15 protein-coding genes are annotated in these 17758 nt (G+C 51.3%); 9 read left to right on the top strand and 6 right to left on the bottom strand.

Features of this window, described 5'->3' with window-relative positions; all coding sequences use genetic code 11:
- Nucleotides 1-48 precede the first annotated feature (48 nt).
- Both rnpA and rpmH read right to left on the bottom strand, forming a co-directional pair.
- Complete coding sequence (gene rnpA, locus GPM19_RS13445; RefSeq protein WP_160419534.1) at nt 49-453, bottom strand: ribonuclease P protein component; 405 nt, start codon at nt 451-453, stop codon at nt 49-51.
- 7 nt (nt 454-460) lie between these two features.
- Nucleotides 461-595 carry a 50S ribosomal protein L34 gene (gene rpmH / locus GPM19_RS13440; RefSeq protein ID WP_088698236.1) on the bottom strand — a complete coding sequence of 45 codons (135 nt, stop codon included), beginning with the start codon at nt 593-595 and terminating at the stop codon, nt 461-463.
- A gap of 544 nt (nt 596-1139) precedes the next feature.
- Between rpmH and dnaA the strand changes: the two genes are divergently transcribed.
- The 4 genes from dnaA (at nt 1140) to gyrB (ending at nt 7497) form a co-directional block, all read left to right on the top strand.
- The gene (gene dnaA / locus GPM19_RS13435) at nt 1140-2612 is read left to right on the top strand and encodes a chromosomal replication initiator protein DnaA (protein WP_160419533.1); all 1473 of its coding nucleotides are present in this window, start codon (nt 1140-1142) and stop codon (nt 2610-2612) included.
- 71 nt (nt 2613-2683) lie between these two features.
- Nucleotides 2684-3787 (top strand): DNA polymerase III subunit beta, encoded by a 1104-nt coding sequence (dnaN, locus tag GPM19_RS13430; RefSeq protein WP_160419532.1) that lies wholly within the window; start codon nt 2684-2686, stop codon nt 3785-3787.
- 147 nt (nt 3788-3934) lie between these two features.
- Nucleotides 3935-5038 carry a DNA replication/repair protein RecF gene (recF, locus tag GPM19_RS13425; RefSeq protein WP_160419531.1) on the top strand — a complete coding sequence of 368 codons (1104 nt, stop codon included), beginning with the start codon at nt 3935-3937 and terminating at the stop codon, nt 5036-5038.
- A 38-nt stretch (nt 5039-5076) separates the two neighbouring features.
- Complete coding sequence (gyrB, locus tag GPM19_RS13420) at nt 5077-7497, top strand: DNA topoisomerase (ATP-hydrolyzing) subunit B (RefSeq protein ID WP_160419530.1); 2421 nt, start codon at nt 5077-5079, stop codon at nt 7495-7497.
- Nucleotides 7498-7571: 74 nt separating this feature from the next.
- On the opposite strand, the gene gmhB is transcribed toward gyrB, so the two are convergent.
- The 3 genes from gmhB to glyQ all read right to left on the bottom strand — a co-directional run bounded on the left by gmhB (nt 7572) and on the right by glyQ (nt 11313).
- The gene (gene gmhB / locus GPM19_RS13415) at nt 7572-8123 is read right to left on the bottom strand and encodes a D-glycero-beta-D-manno-heptose 1,7-bisphosphate 7-phosphatase (RefSeq protein ID WP_160419529.1); all 552 of its coding nucleotides are present in this window, start codon (nt 8121-8123) and stop codon (nt 7572-7574) included.
- A 151-nt stretch (nt 8124-8274) separates the two neighbouring features.
- Nucleotides 8275-10341 (bottom strand): glycine--tRNA ligase subunit beta, encoded by a 2067-nt coding sequence (glyS, locus tag GPM19_RS13410; RefSeq protein ID WP_160419528.1) that lies wholly within the window; start codon nt 10339-10341, stop codon nt 8275-8277.
- Nucleotides 10342-11313 (bottom strand): glycine--tRNA ligase subunit alpha, encoded by a 972-nt coding sequence (gene glyQ, locus GPM19_RS13405; RefSeq protein ID WP_160419527.1) that lies wholly within the window; start codon nt 11311-11313, stop codon nt 10342-10344.
- Nucleotides 11314-11422: 109 nt separating this feature from the next.
- Here glyQ and rfaD point away from each other — a divergent pair, with 109 nt between their 5' ends.
- Nucleotides 11423-12382 carry an ADP-glyceromanno-heptose 6-epimerase gene (gene rfaD, locus GPM19_RS13400; protein ID WP_160419526.1) on the top strand — a complete coding sequence of 320 codons (960 nt, stop codon included), beginning with the start codon at nt 11423-11425 and terminating at the stop codon, nt 12380-12382.
- Nucleotides 12372-13424 (top strand): lipopolysaccharide heptosyltransferase II, encoded by a 1053-nt coding sequence (gene waaF / locus GPM19_RS13395; protein ID WP_160419525.1) that lies wholly within the window; start codon nt 12372-12374, stop codon nt 13422-13424. The genes rfaD and waaF overlap by 11 nt, the downstream gene beginning before the upstream one ends.
- A 9-nt stretch (nt 13425-13433) precedes the next feature.
- Here waaF and GPM19_RS13390 read toward each other — a convergent pair whose 3' ends face one another.
- A complete protein-coding gene (locus GPM19_RS13390; RefSeq protein ID WP_160419524.1) occupies nt 13434-15077 on the bottom strand; it encodes a sulfatase-like hydrolase/transferase in 1644 nt (547 codons plus the stop codon).
- 144 nt (nt 15078-15221) lie between these two features.
- Between GPM19_RS13390 and GPM19_RS13385 the strand changes: the two genes are divergently transcribed.
- From GPM19_RS13385 to GPM19_RS13375, 3 genes are all read left to right on the top strand, one after another.
- The gene (locus GPM19_RS13385) at nt 15222-16004 is read left to right on the top strand and encodes a glycosyltransferase family 2 protein (RefSeq protein WP_160419523.1); all 783 of its coding nucleotides are present in this window, start codon (nt 15222-15224) and stop codon (nt 16002-16004) included.
- A 19-nt stretch (nt 16005-16023) separates the two neighbouring features.
- A complete protein-coding gene (locus GPM19_RS13380; RefSeq protein WP_202114836.1) occupies nt 16024-17055 on the top strand; it encodes a glycosyltransferase family 4 protein in 1032 nt (343 codons plus the stop codon).
- Between the two features lie 75 nt (nt 17056-17130).
- Nucleotides 17131-17712 (top strand): YrbL family protein, encoded by a 582-nt coding sequence (locus tag GPM19_RS13375; protein WP_160419522.1) that lies wholly within the window; start codon nt 17131-17133, stop codon nt 17710-17712.
- Nucleotides 17713-17758 lie beyond the last annotated feature (46 nt).

Genomic DNA, 17758 nt, shown 5'->3' with positions numbered 1-17758 from the left:
AAGCCTGCCATGTGGCAGGCCGAGGTCGAGCGGCGAAAGGTATGCCGGTCAAGAACCACTGGTCTGACGGGACGAAACCGTATGCTTGTCAGCTTGTGCTTCACGTGAGAGCCGTTTCCACATCCCGTGAAGCTGGCGATGCAGAGTGTCGTTGTCCAGCTCATGAACGCCGCGTCTGGCGAGTACCACGATATCCACAGCGGGAAGGTGGTGTTGCCTGAGACGAAAGGAATCACGAACAAGCCGCTTGAAGCGATTACGGGCAACGGCGTGCCTCACATTTTTCTTGCTGACTATCAAGCCAAGGCGGGGATATCCCAGGGCATTGAAACGCACAAGCGCCATCATGCCTTTGCCATGAACCTTGATATCTGCATGCTCGAAAACGTGACTGTAATCCCCGGCGTTAAGCAAGCGTAAGCGTCGGGGAAAGTCTTGAGCGGATGCACGCAATCCGAGATCAGGCGCTCAGACGCTTACGGCCCTTGGCACGACGACGCGCCAGAATGGCACGGCCGTTTTTGGTAGCCATGCGAGCACGGAAACCATGCGCGCGCTTGCGCTTGAGAACGCTGGGTTGAAAAGTGCGTTTCATAACTCGTTATTCCCACGTGGTTTAGAACGGAAGATGAATTCCAGGGAGCCCCGGATAGAGAGGCTCTGACCGGGGGAGATTCAATTCAAGACCGGAAATTGTAGAGGCTTCGTGAGCCCGGTGCAATTCTTCCGTGCACAAAAGCCTTCAGGCAACGTGCACAAAGGGTCTTGAATGGACTGGTGCAGGCTGAATGTAAAAAACTACTTCGTTATAATTACTAACTTAATAGGGTTTTTAATACTGTTATTAATAGTGGGGATAGTAATTGTGGATAAGTTTGAAATTTAAATGTATTTCAATGCTATATAGTTATAAAAAATCTGTGCATAAGCTTGGGTAAAAAGGTTGAGAGAGTGTTAGAAAGCTGTGAATGAAACTGGCTGTTGATATTGGCTGACAAGCTAACCTCCGATTGTTGGGGTATTTTTCCAAAGCCCTCCTTTTAAGTTATCCACAGTCGAAAAGACAACCAAAGGACGTGTGGATAACCTGCGCCTGGGGCGCTACAATGTGCGGCCGTTTCCAACCGATGGTGAGATGTGTGTCGCTCGCGCTCTGGCAGCAGTGCCTGGATTACCTGCAGGACGAACTGAATTCCCAGCAGTTCAATACCTGGATTCGCCCATTGCAGGCGGAAGAAGGGGAGTCCAATGAACTGTGTTTGCTGGCACCCAATCGCTTTGTACGCGATTGGGTGAGCGACAAGTACGCCAAGCGTATCAGTGAGCTGATGCGCGAGCTGGCACCGGCCAAACCGCCCAAGGTGAGCCTGACGGTGGGCAGTCGTCGTCCCGCTACGTCGGCACCTCAACTTCGGGAGTTAGGTCATCCTGTCTCTGCTGCACCGCACAGATCAGTGGCGCCCACGCCGCATACGCAGCGCCGGGGTGATATTGGCGATGAGCGTGAAATCGATCAATTGCGTGAGGAAAATGCCGCTCATCGTCGACGCGGTAACGCTCGCCAGGTTCAGGTGGAAGGTAGTCTCAAGCATGGTAGTGGACTGAATCCGAATTTCACCTTCGATACCTTTGTGGAAGGCAAATCCAACCAGTTGGCGCGTGCGGCGTCACGTCAGGTATCGGAAAACCCCGGTGGGGCTTACAACCCTTTGTTTCTCTACGGTGGGGTAGGCTTGGGTAAAACCCATTTGATGCATGCCGTGGGCAATGCGTTAGCCACGCGGCGGGAAAACGCCCGTGTGGTGTATCTGCATTCCGAGCGCTTTGTCGCGGATATGGTAAAAGCGCTACAGCTCAATGCGATCAACGATTTCAAACGTTTCTATCGCAGTGTCGATGCGCTACTGATTGATGACATTCAGTTTTTTGCCGGCAAAGAGCGCTCTCAGGAAGAATTCTTTCACACATTCAATGCTCTTCTGGAAGGTGGTCAGCAAATGATTCTGACCTCCGATCGTTATCCCAAGGAGATCAGTGGGGTGGAGGAGCGCTTGAAGTCGCGGTTTGGCTGGGGTTTGACCGTTGCAATCGAACCGCCCGAGCTTGAAACCCGGGTGGCGATTCTGATGAAGAAGGCCGACCAGGCCAAGGTCGATTTGCCGCATGATGCCGCCTTCTTTATTGCTCAGAAAATTCGTTCCAACGTGCGGGAGCTGGAAGGTGCCTTGAAGAAGGTGATTGCGGACTCCCATTTCATGGGCAAGACGATCACTCAGGATTTTATCCGCGAATCCCTTAAAGACCTGCTGGCTTTGCAGGACAAGCAGGTGGGTGTGGATAATATCCAGCGTACGGTGGCTGAATACTACAAGATCAAATTAGCGGATTTGCTTTCCAAGCGGCGTTCACGCTCGGTAGCCAGGCCTCGGCAGGTAGCCATGGCGTTGGCCAAGGAGTTGACCAACCACAGCTTGCCGGAGATTGGCGATGCCTTTGGCGGGCGGGACCATACCACTGTGTTGCATGCCTGTCGCAAGGTGAAGGCGCTACAGGAAGAAAATGCGGATATCCGTGAGGATTACAAGAACCTACTGCGTCTTCTGACCAGCTGATACACTGAGTCGGCCGCAAGTTGTCTGGCCAAATCGTCTGGCCAAGTTTCCAGAATAAGCCCGGAGTGTTGATGAAATTTACTATTTCCCGTGAGGCATTGCTGCGCCCGCTGACACTGGTGGCTGGCGTGGTAGAACGACGCCAGACGCTGCCTGTGTTATCCAACGTGCTGATACAGGTAGAAGGCGATCAGGTCGCGTTGACCGGTACCGATCTGGAAGTCGAGCTGATTGGGCGTACCGTGGCAAGCCATGTGGAAACGTCCGGCAGTGCCACGGTGCCAGCGCGTAAACTGATGGATATCTGCAAGTCATTGCCGGATCAAGCGGAGATCCAGCTGGGCATGGAAGATGGACGTGCCGTACTGCGTAGCGGGCGCTCACGCTTTACACTTTCCACCCTACCTGTGGCGGAATTTCCCAATATTGAAGACACCGAGGGTAGTCAGGAACTGAGCCTGCCACGCGGCACCTTGAAGCATTTGATTGAAGCCACTTCCTTTGCCATGGCACAACAGGATGTTCGCTATTACCTGAATGGAATGTTGCTGGAGATTAAAAGCAATCTTGTACGTACCGTGGCCACCGACGGCCATCGTCTGGCGATGTGTTCTCGTCCGATCGACGTGGCGCTTGAACAGTCTTACAAGATCATCGTGCCTCGCAAGGGCATCCTGGAATTATCACGGTTGCTGGATGACAGTGACGAGCCTGTGAGCCTGACATTGGGCGCGGCCCATGTGCGGGCGCATACGGGAGATTTCACGTTCACCTCAAAATTGATCGACGGTAAATTCCCTGATTATGAGCGTGTTGTACCGCGAGGCGGCGACAAGGTACTGATTGCCGAGCGTGCCCAGCTGCGCCAGGTGCTCTCACGTACCGCTATTCTATCCAACGAAAAATATCGTGGCGTTCGGCTGCACCTGGAAGAAGGCAATCTCAAGGTGATGGCCAACAATCCCGAGCAGGAAGAGGCGGAGGAAAACGTCAGCGTGGAATATAGTGGTCCGGCCATGGAGATGGGCTTCAATGTCGGTTACCTGGTGGATGTACTGGCGACACTCAATGAAGACCGTGTCCAGATGACGTTGGCAGACCCCAATAGCAGTGCCTTGCTCGAAGAGCCCGGCGGTGGAGATGCCTTGTACGTGGTGATGCCGATGCGTCTGTAAGGTGCTGGACGGTTAAAGGACTGGACGGCGCGGCTGATGATTCAGTAGCGCCGTCTCCGCTTGTACATCAGTGCTTTGCTTGCTTAGTACTTTGTCTTGCCATTCTTTTCCGCTGCTTTGTCACAGCCTTTCCTATCGAGAATCGTAATGAGCCTGGATCAATTGGTATTTCAAGGCCTGCGAAATCTTCAGTCTCTGAAGATGGCTCCGTCTGAGCGTATCAATGTAATCCACGGCGATAACGGCAGTGGTAAAACCAGTCTGTTGGAAGGTATTCATATCTTGGGCATGGGCCGCTCCTTTCGTACCCGTCACCTCAAGCACGTCATTGCCCATACGGCTCCTTCGCTCACTCTTTACGGGAGTATAGTGGCTGACCCTCCAGTCAGCCTAGGAGTACGCCGCACCCGGGCCACCAGTGAGCTGGAAATGCGGCTCAAGGGGCAAAAGGTGTCGCGTCTCTCCCAGTTAGTAGAGGCATTACCTATCCAGCTGATAAATCCCGACGCTTTTCGGTTATTGGAAGGTTCTCCGAGTGGACGGCGGGAATTTCTCGATTGGGGTGTGTTTCACGTGAAACATGAATTTTTGACTATCTGGAAGCGAGTCAGGAGGGCGTTGAAACATCGGAATGCCCTACTTAGACATGGTAGAATAGAGCCGGATCTGTTATCGGCTTGGGAAAGAGAATTGGCCGTTTGGGGTGACCAGATAGATAGGTTACGCCAAACTTGGTTCAAGGAGTTTCTGCCGGTGTTCGAAGAAACTCTCCAGGCGCTGCTCCCCCTTACCGGGTTAACGTTGAGTTATTCGCGTGGCTGGGATAAGTCCCGCTCCTTGGCGGAAGTGCTGGTTCAGGCCAGAGGGAGCGATGGACAGATGGGATTCACGCAACAGGGGCCACAGCGTGCCGATCTCAAGATACGCCTCAACAAACAGCCCGCTGTCGAGGTGCTTTCCAGAGGCCAGCAAAAGTTGGTAGTCAGTGCACTGAAGTTAGCTCAGGGCCGGCTTCTGGAAAGCATCACAGCAAGGCATTGTGTGTACCTTATCGATGATTTGCCGGCAGAGCTTGATGTCCAGCATCGGCAACGTTTCTGTCAGCTGCTCGAGCAAATGCAGTGCCAGGCATTTATCACCAGTGTTGAACCGAGCGCCTTGAATAACGTATGGCATGCTGCCACCCCGGTACGCACGTTTCACGTGAAACATAAGAGCAATGGCGAAAGCCAGCTGCTCTTGGAAGAATAGGCGATGTTGGAACGACAGACTTCACGACGGAGTGGTCAATGAGCGAACAAGCTTACGACTCATCAAGCATTAAGGTTCTCAAGGGCCTGGATGCGGTACGCAAGCGTCCCGGTATGTATATCGGCGACACGGACGACGGGACGGGCTTGCACCATATGGTGTTCGAGCTGGTGGATAATTCCATTGATGAAGCGTTGGCTGGTCATTGCAGTGAGATCCGCGTCATCATCCATCCCGATGAATGCGTCACGGTAAGTGATAACGGACGTGGTGTTCCTACGGAACTGCATGAGGGCGAAGGCGTTTCCGCTGCAGAAGTCATCATGACCGTGTTGCATGCAGGGGGAAAGTTTGACGACAACTCCTATAAGGTTTCCGGTGGGTTGCACGGCGTCGGTGTTTCCGTGGTCAATGCGCTGTCTGAAGAGCTTCGGCTAACCATCTGGCGCCAAGGCGAAGTATTTGAGCAAATTTACCATCATGGGGTGCCTCAGGCGCCTCTAGCGGTGGTGGGCAAGACGGAAAAAAGTGGCACCCGCGTGCATTTCCGTCCCTCTACCGATACCTTCGCCAATATTGAATTTCATTTCGATATTCTCGCCAAGCGTTTGCGTGAGCTCTCCTTTCTTAATTCCGGCGTAGCCATCCGCTTGACGGATGAGCGTAGTGGTAAGGAAGAACGCTTCCATTATGAAGGTGGGTTGAAAGCCTTCGTCAACCACTTGAACACTAACAAGACCGTGTTGAACCCGGTGTTTCATTTCAATGCCGTGCGTGAGGATGGGGTTGAGGTGGAAGTGGCCATGCAATGGAATGACACCTTCACAGAAAATATCTTCTGCTACACCAATAATATCCCCCAGCGCGATGGCGGTGCCCACCTTGCGGGCTTTCGTGCCTCTTTGACGCGCACCCTGAATCATTATATTGAAGCTGAAGGGTTGCTGAAAAAATCCAAAGTCAGCACTACGGGTGACGATGCACGAGAAGGGCTAACGGCGATTATTTCGGTCAAGGTTCCAGACCCGAAATTCTCCTCGCAAACCAAGGACAAATTGGTTTCGAGTGAGGTGAAAACCGCTGTTGAGCAGGAAATGGGCCGGTTGTTTTCCGAGTATCTTGTTGAAAAGCCCTCGGAAGCCAAAGCCATCGTCAATAAGATGCTAGATGCCGCTCGGGCTCGGGAAGCGGCGCGTAAGGCACGCGATATGACCCGGCGCAAGGGCGCTCTGGATATCGCGGGCCTGCCGGGTAAACTTGCAGACTGTCAGGAAAAAGATCCTAGCCGGTCGGAGCTCTACCTGGTCGAGGGTGATTCAGCAGGGGGCAGCGCCAAGCAGGGGCGTGACCGGCGTACCCAGGCTATTTTGCCACTCAAGGGCAAGATACTGAACGTCGAGAAGGCGCGTTTTGACAAGATGCTTTCTTCTGCTGAAGTGGGTACCTTGATTACCGCCTTGGGGTGCGGTATTGGCCGTGAAGAATTCAACCCGGATAAGCTGCGTTACCATTCGATCATTATCATGACCGATGCCGACGTTGATGGCTCGCACATCCGTACGCTTTTATTGACCTTCTTCTTTCGCCAGATGGCGGAGCTGATCGAACGTGGTCATGTATTTATTGCCCAGCCTCCGCTATATAAGATCAAGCGTGGCAAGCAAGAGCTCTATCTGAAAGACGAGCAAGCCATGGTGGATTATCTCACCACCACCGCTTTGGACGGTGCGCGCCTGTACGTCAATGCGGATGCACCGGGTATCTCCGGTTCCCAGCTTGAAGCATTGGTTGTCCAGTATCGTGACGTGATGAAGCGGATTGATCGTCTATCACGGGTCTATCCCAAGGAAGCTCTGCGCAAAGTGGTGCATGCGGCGCGCTTGAATGGCGAGCAGAGCCTGAAAGATCGCATTACCATGCAGCACTGGATCGACTATCTGCAACAACAAATGGACGCGATGGTGGCTTATGAGGGCGGACCACGTTATTACTTCCGCCTGGAAGAGGACACTGAGCGCGGCCTGTTTTTACCCGCGGTTTCGTTGGTCGCACATGGTGTGACGACGGACTATCAATGGGAACTCGATTTCTTCGAGAGCATTGACTACCGTGCGATGGCAAGCCTAGGTGAAACGCTGGATAGTTTGTTGGAAGAGGGTGCTTACATTGCGCGTGGTGAACGGCAGAAGCCTATCCATACCTTTAGTGAGGTGTTGGAATGGCTGATGCACGAAGGGCAACGTGGTCTTTCCGTGCAGCGCTATAAGGGATTGGGCGAAATGAACCCGGACCAACTATGGGATACCACCATGGACCCTGATAGTCGCCGTATGCTGCGTGTGACGATTGAAGATGCTGTTGCTGCGGACATGATGTTCAATACATTGATGGGAGACGAAGTTGAGCCACGGCGTGACTTCATTGAAACCAATGCGCTGGCTGCCAACCTGGATGTTTGAGTATAGATGTTTCACGTGAAACATAAGAACGCCGCCTTGAGCGGCGTTTTTTATGCATCAGCAAATGAGGTGATTTACTTTGAGAGCAGCCAATCAGTAAACGCTTGGAGATTCTCAAACACACGAACATTTTCCAATCCCTTGCCCTGAGCCTCAGTCAACCTCCCTTTGCCGGTTCTTACCAGAATAGGCTGGCATCCCCGCGATTCGCCTGCTTCCAGGTCGCGCAGGCTGTCGCCCACCATCCAGCTACCTTCAAGCGTCTCTAGCTGTAATGCATGACGAATTTCATCTAGAAGCCCCGGCTTGGGTTTACGACATTCACAGTTATCATCTGGCCCATGAGGACAGACTGCGACATACGCAATCTTTCCTCCCGCCTGACTGACCAACTGATGCAGACGACTATGCATGGCTTCCAGGGTGGCAATAGCATAGTAGCCACGGCTGATTCCGGATTGGTTGGTGGCTACGGCTACTGTAAAGCCTGCCTTCGAAAGTCGAGCTATAGCATGTATTGACGAGGTATAAGGAATCCATTCATCCAATGATTTTACATAGGCGTCGGAGTCCTGATTGATCACGCCATCTCGGTCAAGAATAACCAGCTTCTGTGCAGAGGGCATAAATGGGGCCTAGTGAATTATGAGGTTTTTAATGTTTCACGTGAAACATGCCAATTGAAAATGCGAGAATCAAGGTGTTTCACGTGAAACAAAAAACCCGACATAAGCCGCCGGGTTAGGAAATAGCAGATAAAAAATGCTGCTGGCAAGGTTACTGCTGCAATTGCGCGATATCCGCCACTTCCAGAAATAGAGCTTGCAGGCTGGCGAGCAGCGCCATTCGATTACGCCGGATGGCATCGTCTTCGGCCATCACCATTACCTGGTCAAAAAAAGCATCGACCGGTTCACGCAATGTGGCTAACGCATCAAGCGCTTCCATGTAATGCGCCGCGGCAAAAAGCGGCATGACGCTATCGCGACGTGTCGACAAGGCCTTGAACAGCGACTGTTCAGCAGGTTCTTGGAGAAGCTCGCCCTGTACTTGAGTACTGCCGTCATGGCCTTGTTTGCTCAAGATATTGGAAACACGCTTGTTGGCTGCCGCTAGGGCCGCAGCCTCTTCACGGTGAGTGAAGTTCTTGACCGCGCGAAGCCGGCGAGCAAAGTCGAGCGGCTTGGACACCGGGCGCGAACGTACTGCCAGGTAGACTTCGACGGAAATGCCTTCTTCCTGCCCCCAGGCACGGAAGCGATCCAGTAGATAGGTGAGCACCTCTTCTACCAGTCCTTCAGTCTTGGGCAGATTGCTGTATTGCGCCACGGCCAATTCGAGAAGCTCGCGCAAGTCGAGATCCAGCTCACCCTTGACCAGGATGTTGAGTACGCCGATAGCGGCACGGCGTAGCGCAAAGGGATCTTTCGCGCCGGTGGGGCGCTGTCCGATGCCAAAGATACCGACCAGGGTATCCAGGCGATCCGCCAATGCCAAGGCCTTGCCGGTGGAGGTGTGCGGAATGATATCGCTGGCAAAGCGTGGCAGGTATTGCTCTTCAATGGCCTCGGCGACTTCCTTGGGCTCACCATCCTGGGCAGCATAGTAGTGCCCCATGATGCCTTGGAGTTCGGGAAATTCCAGTACCATTTCGGTAACCAAGTCACACTTGGCAAGCTCGGCAGCGCGTTCGGCGTAGCTCACGTTTGAATGAGTACGCTCGGCAATAGCGCCAGCGACTGCACCAATACGTCGTGTCTTGTCGGCCAGGGTGCCCAGTTGCTGCTGGAATACCACGTTTTCCAGGTCAGACAGGCGAGCGGCTAAGGGTTGCTTTCGATCCGCTTCATAAAAGAAAACGGCATCGGCCAGACGCGGGCGAATGACCTTTTCATTGCCGGCAATCACCTGCTGAGGATCATGGCTGTCGATATTGGAAATCGTGATGAACAGCGGCTTGAGCTTGCCGTCGGCATCGAGAAGATGGAAGTATTTCTGGTTGGCCTTCATCGAAGAGATCAGGCATTCCGCCGGCACTTCCAGAAAGCGTTCATCGAAACTTCCTGTCAAGGCGACGGGCCATTCCACCAAGCCGCTGACTTCGGTGAGCAGTGCTTCGTCAATCACCGCTTCGGCGTACTGAACTTCCGCTTCGGCAAGCACCTGCTCACGAATGCGTTCGCGTCGCCGCTGACGGTCCACCAGTACATAGGCGTCTTCCAACACGCCGACATAATTTTCGGCGTGAGAAAGCTCGATTGCCTCGGGTGCATGAAAGCGATGCCCGCGCGTGGTACGTCCAGCGTCCAACCCCAAGGCTTGGGTCGGCACCACCTCGTTGCCGTAAAGTACCACTAGCCAATGAACGGGGCGGGAAAATTCCACCCGGGAGGCGCCCCAACGCATATTCTTGGGAACCGGCAGGGCGGCGATCGCTTGGCGAATGATCTCAGGGAGTAGGGTCTGAATGGTCTCGCCTTGTTGCTGCTCGCGATAGCCCAGCCAGGTGCCCTTGTCGGTTTCCAGATGAATCAGTTCATCCACACCGACGCCGCAGGAGCGGGCGAAACCTTGCGCTGCCTTGGTGGGCACGCCTTCCTTGAACGCCGCCGCCAGGGCAGGACCACGGCGTTCTACATTACGGTCAGGCTGCTTGTCGGCCAGTTCCTTGACCTGAACGGCCAGCCGCCTTGGGGTGGCATAGGCGGTTATTGAAGAAAAATCGACCTCGGCTTGCTTGAGGCCGTTATGAATGCCTGTGGCCAGTGCATCAGAGAGAGCGTCGAGGGCTGTAGGTGGCAGTTCTTCGGTGCCTAGTTCCAGCAATAAGGTGGTCGCAGCCATTTATGCATCTCCCTGTTCGGCGAGTAGTTCACGGCGCAATGCTTCCGGTGCCATGGGGAAGCCGGCGGCCTTGCGTGATTCCAGATAGGCGTGAGCCACATCGCGTGCCAAGGCGCGAACACGCAGGATAAAGCGCTGACGTTCGGTCACGGAGATCGCGTGGCGGGCATCCAGAAGATTAAAGGTGTGCGAGGCCTTGAGCACTTGCTCATAAGCGGGTAATGGCAACCTGGCTTCCAGCAACTTTCCGCACTCGCGTTCCTGATGGTCAAAGGCGGCGAACAAGTGCTCCACATCCGCGTGTTCGAAGTTATACGCTGATTGCTCACGCTCATTCTGTAGATAGACGTCGCCATAGGTAACGCGGCTACCATCCGGGGCGATTGCCCATACCAGATCGTAGACACTGTCCACGTCCTGAAGGTACATGGCAATGCGTTCCAGGCCATAGGTCAGCTCACCAGTCACCGGGTAGCATTCAATGCCTCCGGCTTGCTGGAAATAAGTGAACTGCGTCACTTCCATGCCGTTGAGCCAGATTTCCCAGCCCAGCCCCCAGGCTCCCAGGGTGGGTGACTCCCAGTTATCTTCGACAAAGCGAATGTCATGAACCAAGGGGTCGAGGCCGAGGTGTTTGAGTGACCCTAGGTAGAGCTCCTGGATCTCGCTGGGTGAAGGCTTCATCACTACCTGAAACTGATAGTAATGTTGCAGGCGGTTGGGGTTTTCCCCGTAACGGCCATCGGTAGGGCGGCGCGAAGGCTGTACATAGGCCGCATTCCAGGTCTCAGGGCCGATAGCGCGAAGAAAGGTCGCGGGATGAAAGGTCCCTGCACCCACTTCCATGTCCAGTGGCTGGAGGATCACACAGCCTTTTTCTGCCCAATATTGTTGCAAGGCGAGAATCAAGCCTTGAAAGGTCGACACGTCTGGTGTCGGCCCGGTTGTCGAGCTGTTTGTCGAGACAGTCATCGCGGAAAGCACCGTTGGCCATGAATTCAGAAGAGGTCAAGTATACAATCCCAGGGACAGGGGTTATAGGCACGCAGGCCAAGACTCTTAACATGAGGGAGAAAGCAGCATGATAGTAGTCACAGGCGGTGCCGGATTTATCGGATCAAATCTGGTCAAGGCACTCAACGACCGTGGACGCAGCGATATTCTGGTGGTGGATGATCTGCGCGACGGTACCAAGTTCCTCAATCTAGCGGATGCAACGCTGGGCGACTATCTGGATAAGGATGATTTCCTGGCACGCATAAAGGCGGCTTTGCACGGTGAAAAAAGTGACTTGCCTGAAATCGAAGCCATCTTTCATGAGGGCGCCTGCTCGGATACCACCGAATGGGATGGGCATTTCATGCTGGAGAACAACTTTGAATACTCCAAGGTATTGTTGAATTTCTGCCAGCAGCGCGGCATTCCCTTTCTGTATGCTTCTTCTGCCGCCACCTATGGGGGCAGCGAGGTGTTTCGAGAAACCCCGGAATGCGAGAAGCCGCTGAATGTCTACGGCTACTCCAAGCTGTTGTTCGATCAATACGTGCGTTCACGCTGGAGCGAGCTGACCACCCAAGTGGTGGGGTTTCGTTATTTCAATGTGTATGGGCCTCGTGAACAGCACAAGGGTAAGATGGCCAGCGTGGCTTATCATCATCATATCCAGGTACGCAACGGGGAAACCCTCAAGTTGTTCGGTGCCTGGGATGGTTACGACGCAGGCATGCAAAGTCGCGATTTCATCTATGTCGGCGATGTGGTGGATGTGAATTTATGGTTTCTCGATCATCCGGAAAAATCCGGCATTTTCAACCTGGGCACCGGTCGAGCCGAACCGTTCAAGGCCATTGGTGAAGCGGTAATTGACTATTATCAGCAAGGAAAAATCGACTATATTCCTTTTCCCGAAGAGCTCAAGGGGCGTTATCAAAGTTACACTCGGGCGGATATCAGTCGCTTGCGCGAAGCGGGTTGCGACATTGACTTCAAGACCGTCGCTCAAGGTGTGCAAGCCTATATGGAGCGCTTGAATGGTGGATAACGCACCTCGCATTCTGGTGGTGGGTCCTTCCTGGGTCGGTGACATGGTCATGACCCAGAGTCTTTTTATCACCTTGAAAAGACGCTATCCGGGAAGTTACCTAGGGGTGGTCGCTCCGGCCTGGTCACAGCCGATTCTTGGTCGTATGCCCGAAGTCGACGAGGTGATACCGCTGACGGTGGGACATGGCGAATTCGGCTTTTCAGCACGCCGTGAATTGGCCAAACGCCTGGAAGGGCGCTTTGACCAGGCGATTGTGCTGCCGCGTTCTTGGAAAGCGGCCTTGGTGCCGTTTATGGCACGCATTCCCCGGCGTATCGGATTCTTGGGTGAGCAGCGTTACGGCCTGCTCAATGAACGATGCAAGCTGGATAAAAGCATGCTCAACCAAACCGTCAAACGCTTTGTCTCGCTCGGCCTTTCGCAGGAGCAAGCCATCTCGGGAACGTTTGCTATGCCTGCGCCGCGCCTGGAAATCGACTGCGATAATTTGGTCAATCTGCGCCTGGCGCATGGGCTTTCCTCACGTCCGGCGATCGGCATGATGCCGGGGGCGGAATACGGTCCAGCCAAGCAGTGGCCATTGGCCCATTTTCACGCCCTGGCCAAACAGCTGGTTGAGGATGGTTTCGAGATTCGCGTGCTAGGCGGCCCCAAGGATGTCGCTGCCGGCGATAGCATTGTCGAGGGGTTGGTGCATGCGCATAACCTGTGTGGCAAGACGCAGCTGGCCGATGCAGTTGACTTGCTGGCGGATTGCCAGCAAGTGGTCACCAATGACTCGGGACTGATGCATGTGGCAGCGGCCGTGGGCACCCGGGTGCAAGCCATTTATGGCTCGTCATCACCCCTCTATACACCACCGTTGACCGATAATGCCATCATTCATAGCCTTGAGCTTTCCTGCTCGCCTTGTTTCAAGCGCACTTGCCCGCTGGGCCATACCAACTGTTTGAACCAGTTGGAAGTGTCGCGGCTTTATCAAGCAGTTGTCCGTGATGCAAAGGCGCCAGCCAATCTGATACCTACCAGGCTGGATTGAGAAGAGCGCTTAATGCGTAATAATGATTTGATCGGCTTGGTCAGCCGGTGTTTCCAGCATCTGATCGAAAGGGAATTCCTCGGAAGAGCGACTCTTGGGTGCCAGGCCTTCCCACAAGCGTTGTTGCAGGGCGGTTTCTTCTTGCAGACGTTCGTTGACGACCTCCAGCCCATGCTTCTCCACCAATGTAGCGGGGGAGTCACCCAGCAGAGATACGCCTAACCCGGCGCGCCCTTCCTCGAGAGTAAATCCCAGGGCATCGAGTAACGTAGGAAAGACATCCAGCATGGAAGATTCACGCTGTATGCGCGCCGGCTCAAGGTCATCACTGAGCATGATGAGGGTATTGTCGCGCTCCATCGTGACCAATTCATCCCATACGGATACTCGCATGGTGAGATGGTCACTCATAAGCACTACCAAGGTGTTATCGAGCAATCCCTCTGTCTGGAGCCGTTCAATGAGATTGCGCGCCAGCCAAGAGGAACATTCCACGGAATAAAGAATATCCTGACCATCGAACTCCCCTTGACGTTCACGACAGGCGCGTGTTGGATAACCGCTTGGTGCGTGACCGGTGATGCTCAGGTTGACCAGCCCCCAAGGGCCATCTTTTGCTGCCAGCTGTCGAATTTCTTTGACGGTGAAGTCATAGAGGGAATCGTCATAGATGCCCCAGCTATTGGTGTACTCCGGGTCATCAAGTTGGGGTTCGAGCGCTTCCCGACCCTGTACCCTATTAAAACCGTGGCCACGATAGAATAGACCTTTGCCGGCAAATTGCGTGCTGGCACCCCCCAGATAACTCAATTGATAACCACGTTCGGCAAGGAGATCGCCGAGACAATCCACACCCGGCACCACTTTGGATAGCGGTTCAAATTGGCTATCGTGCAATAGTCCTGCCGGCATCAAGGGGACGCCGCATTGGCTGGCGATCATGCCCGCCATGGTCCAGCCGGTATTGTCCATCTGGCGTATTCCCTCGAATACTACGCCTGTCTCGCCCAATTTATTGAGACTGGTATAGGCCTCACCGAATCGCTCATCGGCATAGGTGCGCTCGATGCTTTCCAGATACATCAGCAAGAGGTTGGGGGGATTTTCTTGTTCCGAGAGTACGGGAGGCGTGTAACGGCGTTCCAGCCAAGCACCGTCATCGGTAACGATGGATGCACTGCGTTGGCCGAGACCATAAAGCAGGGGGTTGGCGGCTAGCAGCACCAGAGCGAGAAATCTTTCCGCCCGCCGCCAGCGCTGGTCGCGGCGTACCAGCCAAGTGACCGAAAATAACAAGGCCACCATGCTGAGGGTATAGAGCACAGCTGCCACTGTTCGACCCGAGCCACCATGCTCGCTCATCCCCGCCTGAAGATGAAAGAACACAGCGCCCAAATCAACGTTACCGAAACTGGCAGCAAGGTAGACGTAGAGCCCGCCCAGAACGAGGGGTACCAATGACCAAGGCCATACCTTGCGGTAACGTAGCTGAGAAGCAGGGTCGGCCCATTTCCACTTGAGGCCGGCCGCTACCCACAACGCTGCGATGGGCAGCAGCGACCAGAGAGGCAAACGCGTCAATACAGCAACGGTGTAGCCAAGGCATAGACCGATGATGGATAGGGCCCAGTGATGTGTTTTGATGGATGACATGGGAAAAAATATTCTCAACATGATAAAATTTTCTGTTAGATTCGAATTTAATGAAGCCGTAAATTATACTAATCGATGCCTCATAGAGTGAAATTCTTTTTTACGGATTTTTAATTACAAGCCTGATAAAACTAGGTTTTTAAAATGATTAGTGCCAATATTATAACATTGAATGAAGAGTCAAACATTGGAGAATGTATAGATTCTGTGCTTCAGGTATGCGATGAAGTTGTCGTGGTGGATTCTGGAAGTATTGATAAAACAGTGGAAATAGCTAAATCAAAGGGTGCGAAAGTAGTTTTTCAGAACTATTTAGGCGATGGTTTTCAAAAGAATATTGCTAATGAATATGTAAAAAATAAGTGGATCTTAAGCATTGATGCCGATGAAAGATTAATGCCTGAGGCGGTGAAAAGAATAAACGAAATAGATTTTGAAAATGCTTCTTTCAATGCTTATGCTTTTCGCCGTCGAAACATGATTGGTTCCAGGTGGATTCGTCAATGTGGGTGGTATCCAGATTTTTGTGTGCGTCTTTATAACAAAGATATATGTCAGTTTAAGAAAGTAGAACAGCACTCTAGCATTGAGACAGATAATGTAAAATTTATTGACGCGGACTTAGTTCATTATTCATTCTCAAATATAGGTGAGTTGTTTGCTAAGCCCGGAAGGAATTTTAGTGGGCGAGCGGCAAAAATTTTGTATAAAAAAGGAAAAAAGGTAAATGCTTTTTCGCCGTTTATTCATGGAAGTAGTGCTTTTTTAAAGAAATATTTTTTCCAGCGGGGGTTTTTGGAGGGAGTCGATGGAATGACAGTTTCCATGAGCGCAGCGATTAATAGTTATTTAAAATATGCTAAGCTTCTTGAGTATCGTCGTGACCCTTTTGTGCGTGAAAAAGAAAATTTTAATAAAATCTGGTAGTTATTGAAAGGAGAAAATCTTGAAACTGGTCCATGTAAACTTGGCAAAAGGCTTTGGAGGTGGCGAACGGCAAACAGCTTTATTGATTAAGGCTCTCTCTAGTTACAATGATTTGCAGCAAATTTTGGTATGTCGAAAAGATTCACCTTTGCGTAAGCTTCTATCAGAGGTAGTTGGGCTAAAATTTATCAAGGCAAACCATCAGTTAGCAGGTCACTCCTTGATAAAAGATGCTGACATTGTACATGCCCATGATGCAAAAGGTGTACATTGGGCTTGTTGGCACTATCTTACCAAACGAACGCCCTATATTATAACCCGGCGGGTGAACTCACCGGTGCGCAAAAAGGCAAGCAATCAATGGTGTTATCGTCACGCTGCGCGACGAATTGCTATTTCCTATTCCATTAAGAAAGGGCTTAGTGCTCGGGGGTGGGGGGAAGTAGATTTAATTGCTGATGCTTATTCAGGTTTCAGTTTTTCAAAAAAAATTAGCGAGTCTTTTAGAAATGAGTTTCCTGGTAAATTCTTGGTTGGTCATGCTGGAGCGTTAGTGGATAGGACAAAAGGACAGCGAGTATTATTGGAAGCAGCTCGATTAGTAGAAACAGAGTATCCGAATATTCATTTTGTTTTTTTTGGTGAAGGAAAAGATGCTGCCATTCTTCAACAAGAGTCTGCTGATCAGGGAAATGTTACATGGATGGGATTCAAAGAAAATATCGGCGATTACTTGGCTGGACTGGATGTGTTTGCCTTTCCTTCTCGTAATGAAGGGCTTGGGTCTGTTTTGCTCGATGTTATGGATGCAGGAGTCCCCATCATTGCATCGAATGTAGGAGGAATCCCAGACATAGTGAAACATGGAGAAACGGGACTTCTCTTTGGTAAAGAAGATGTTAGTTCTCTAGTTAATGAATTGAAAAAATTGTACTTTTCCTTATCTATGCGAAATAATTTAAAAAAAGAAGCTAGAGTTATTTTAAAGAACTACAGTGCTGAAGTTTACGCTAAAAAGTATTATGATATTTACTTGTCAGTGTTAATTTAAAAATGGCAATCAAGTTATAATATTTTGAATATGTGGTATTCAAAATAGATTTTTATTTTATGAGGTTTTTAGCTTGTGGAATATTTTTATCTCGAAGAAAGGGCGCTGCTAGCGGAAGGTAATAAAAGGTTTTGTTTTCAGCATCCTGATGATTCTGGAAAGTGCATAAAAGTTAAAAAGAGAAAAGATGGCTGGGAAGAAAACTTGATAGAATGGTTTTATTTAAAATCACTGAGTTTTAAAAAAAAAGAAGTGCCTTGTTTGGTTAAGTGTTATGGGTGGGTTTCAACAAATATGGGCTATGGCGTTGTCTTTGATAAGGTGGTTGACGAAGATGGTTCAGATTCTTTAGTTTTAAAAAGTTTTATAAAAGAAGAATATGAGGAATTGTCTTGTGAAACTGTATTGGAAATGGCTGAAGAGCTCAAGAAATACTGTTTAAAATATAGTGTTGCAGTAACTGAGCCGAATGAAAAAAATATTATGGTAAGAAAAGATGCGTCAGGTTGTAAGTTGGTTCTTATTGATGGAGTTGGGGGAAGAGAAGGGTTAAGTATAAAAAATATTTTATATATTCTTTTTCCATTCTATGCGCGCAGAAAAACTAAGAAACAATTTTTGCGATTTGAAAAAAAAATAAAGATATGGTTTAATTAATGATTAATTTAATGAATAAAATAAATAATATTATGTGTTTAATACC

Origin of the sequence: Vreelandella zhuhanensis (assembly GCF_009793355.1) — a bacterium.
GTDB classification, from domain to species: domain Bacteria; phylum Pseudomonadota; class Gammaproteobacteria; order Pseudomonadales; family Halomonadaceae; genus Vreelandella; species Vreelandella zhuhanensis.
The sequence above is the reverse complement of the archived record's forward strand: the minus strand, read 5'-3'. Positions and strand labels throughout refer to the sequence as shown.

What these genes read in the sequence shown, in the direction of transcription:
- waaF (WP_160419525.1), top strand. Translation starts at nt 12,372, where the DNA reads ATGGTGGATAACGCACCTCGCATTCTGGTGGTGGGTCCTTCCTGGGTC.
- rfaD (WP_160419526.1), top strand. Translation starts at nt 11,423, where the DNA reads ATGATAGTAGTCACAGGCGGTGCCGGATTTATCGGATCAAATCTGGTC.
- gmhB (WP_160419529.1), bottom strand. Translation starts at nt 8,123, where the DNA reads ATGCCCTCTGCACAGAAGCTGGTTATTCTTGACCGAGATGGCGTGATC.
- glyS (WP_160419528.1), bottom strand. Translation starts at nt 10,341, where the DNA reads ATGGCTGCGACCACCTTATTGCTGGAACTAGGCACCGAAGAACTGCCA.
- gyrB (WP_160419530.1), top strand. Translation starts at nt 5,077, where the DNA reads ATGAGCGAACAAGCTTACGACTCATCAAGCATTAAGGTTCTCAAGGGC.
- recF (WP_160419531.1), top strand. Translation starts at nt 3,935, where the DNA reads ATGAGCCTGGATCAATTGGTATTTCAAGGCCTGCGAAATCTTCAGTCT.
- GPM19_RS13390 (WP_160419524.1), bottom strand. Translation starts at nt 15,077, where the DNA reads ATGTCATCCATCAAAACACATCACTGGGCCCTATCCATCATCGGTCTA.
- dnaN (WP_160419532.1), top strand. Translation starts at nt 2,684, where the DNA reads ATGAAATTTACTATTTCCCGTGAGGCATTGCTGCGCCCGCTGACACTG.
- GPM19_RS13385 (WP_160419523.1), top strand. Translation starts at nt 15,222, where the DNA reads ATGATTAGTGCCAATATTATAACATTGAATGAAGAGTCAAACATTGGA.
- glyQ (WP_160419527.1), bottom strand. Translation starts at nt 11,313, where the DNA reads ATGACTGTCTCGACAAACAGCTCGACAACCGGGCCGACACCAGACGTG.
- rpmH (WP_088698236.1), bottom strand. Translation starts at nt 595, where the DNA reads ATGAAACGCACTTTTCAACCCAGCGTTCTCAAGCGCAAGCGCGCGCAT.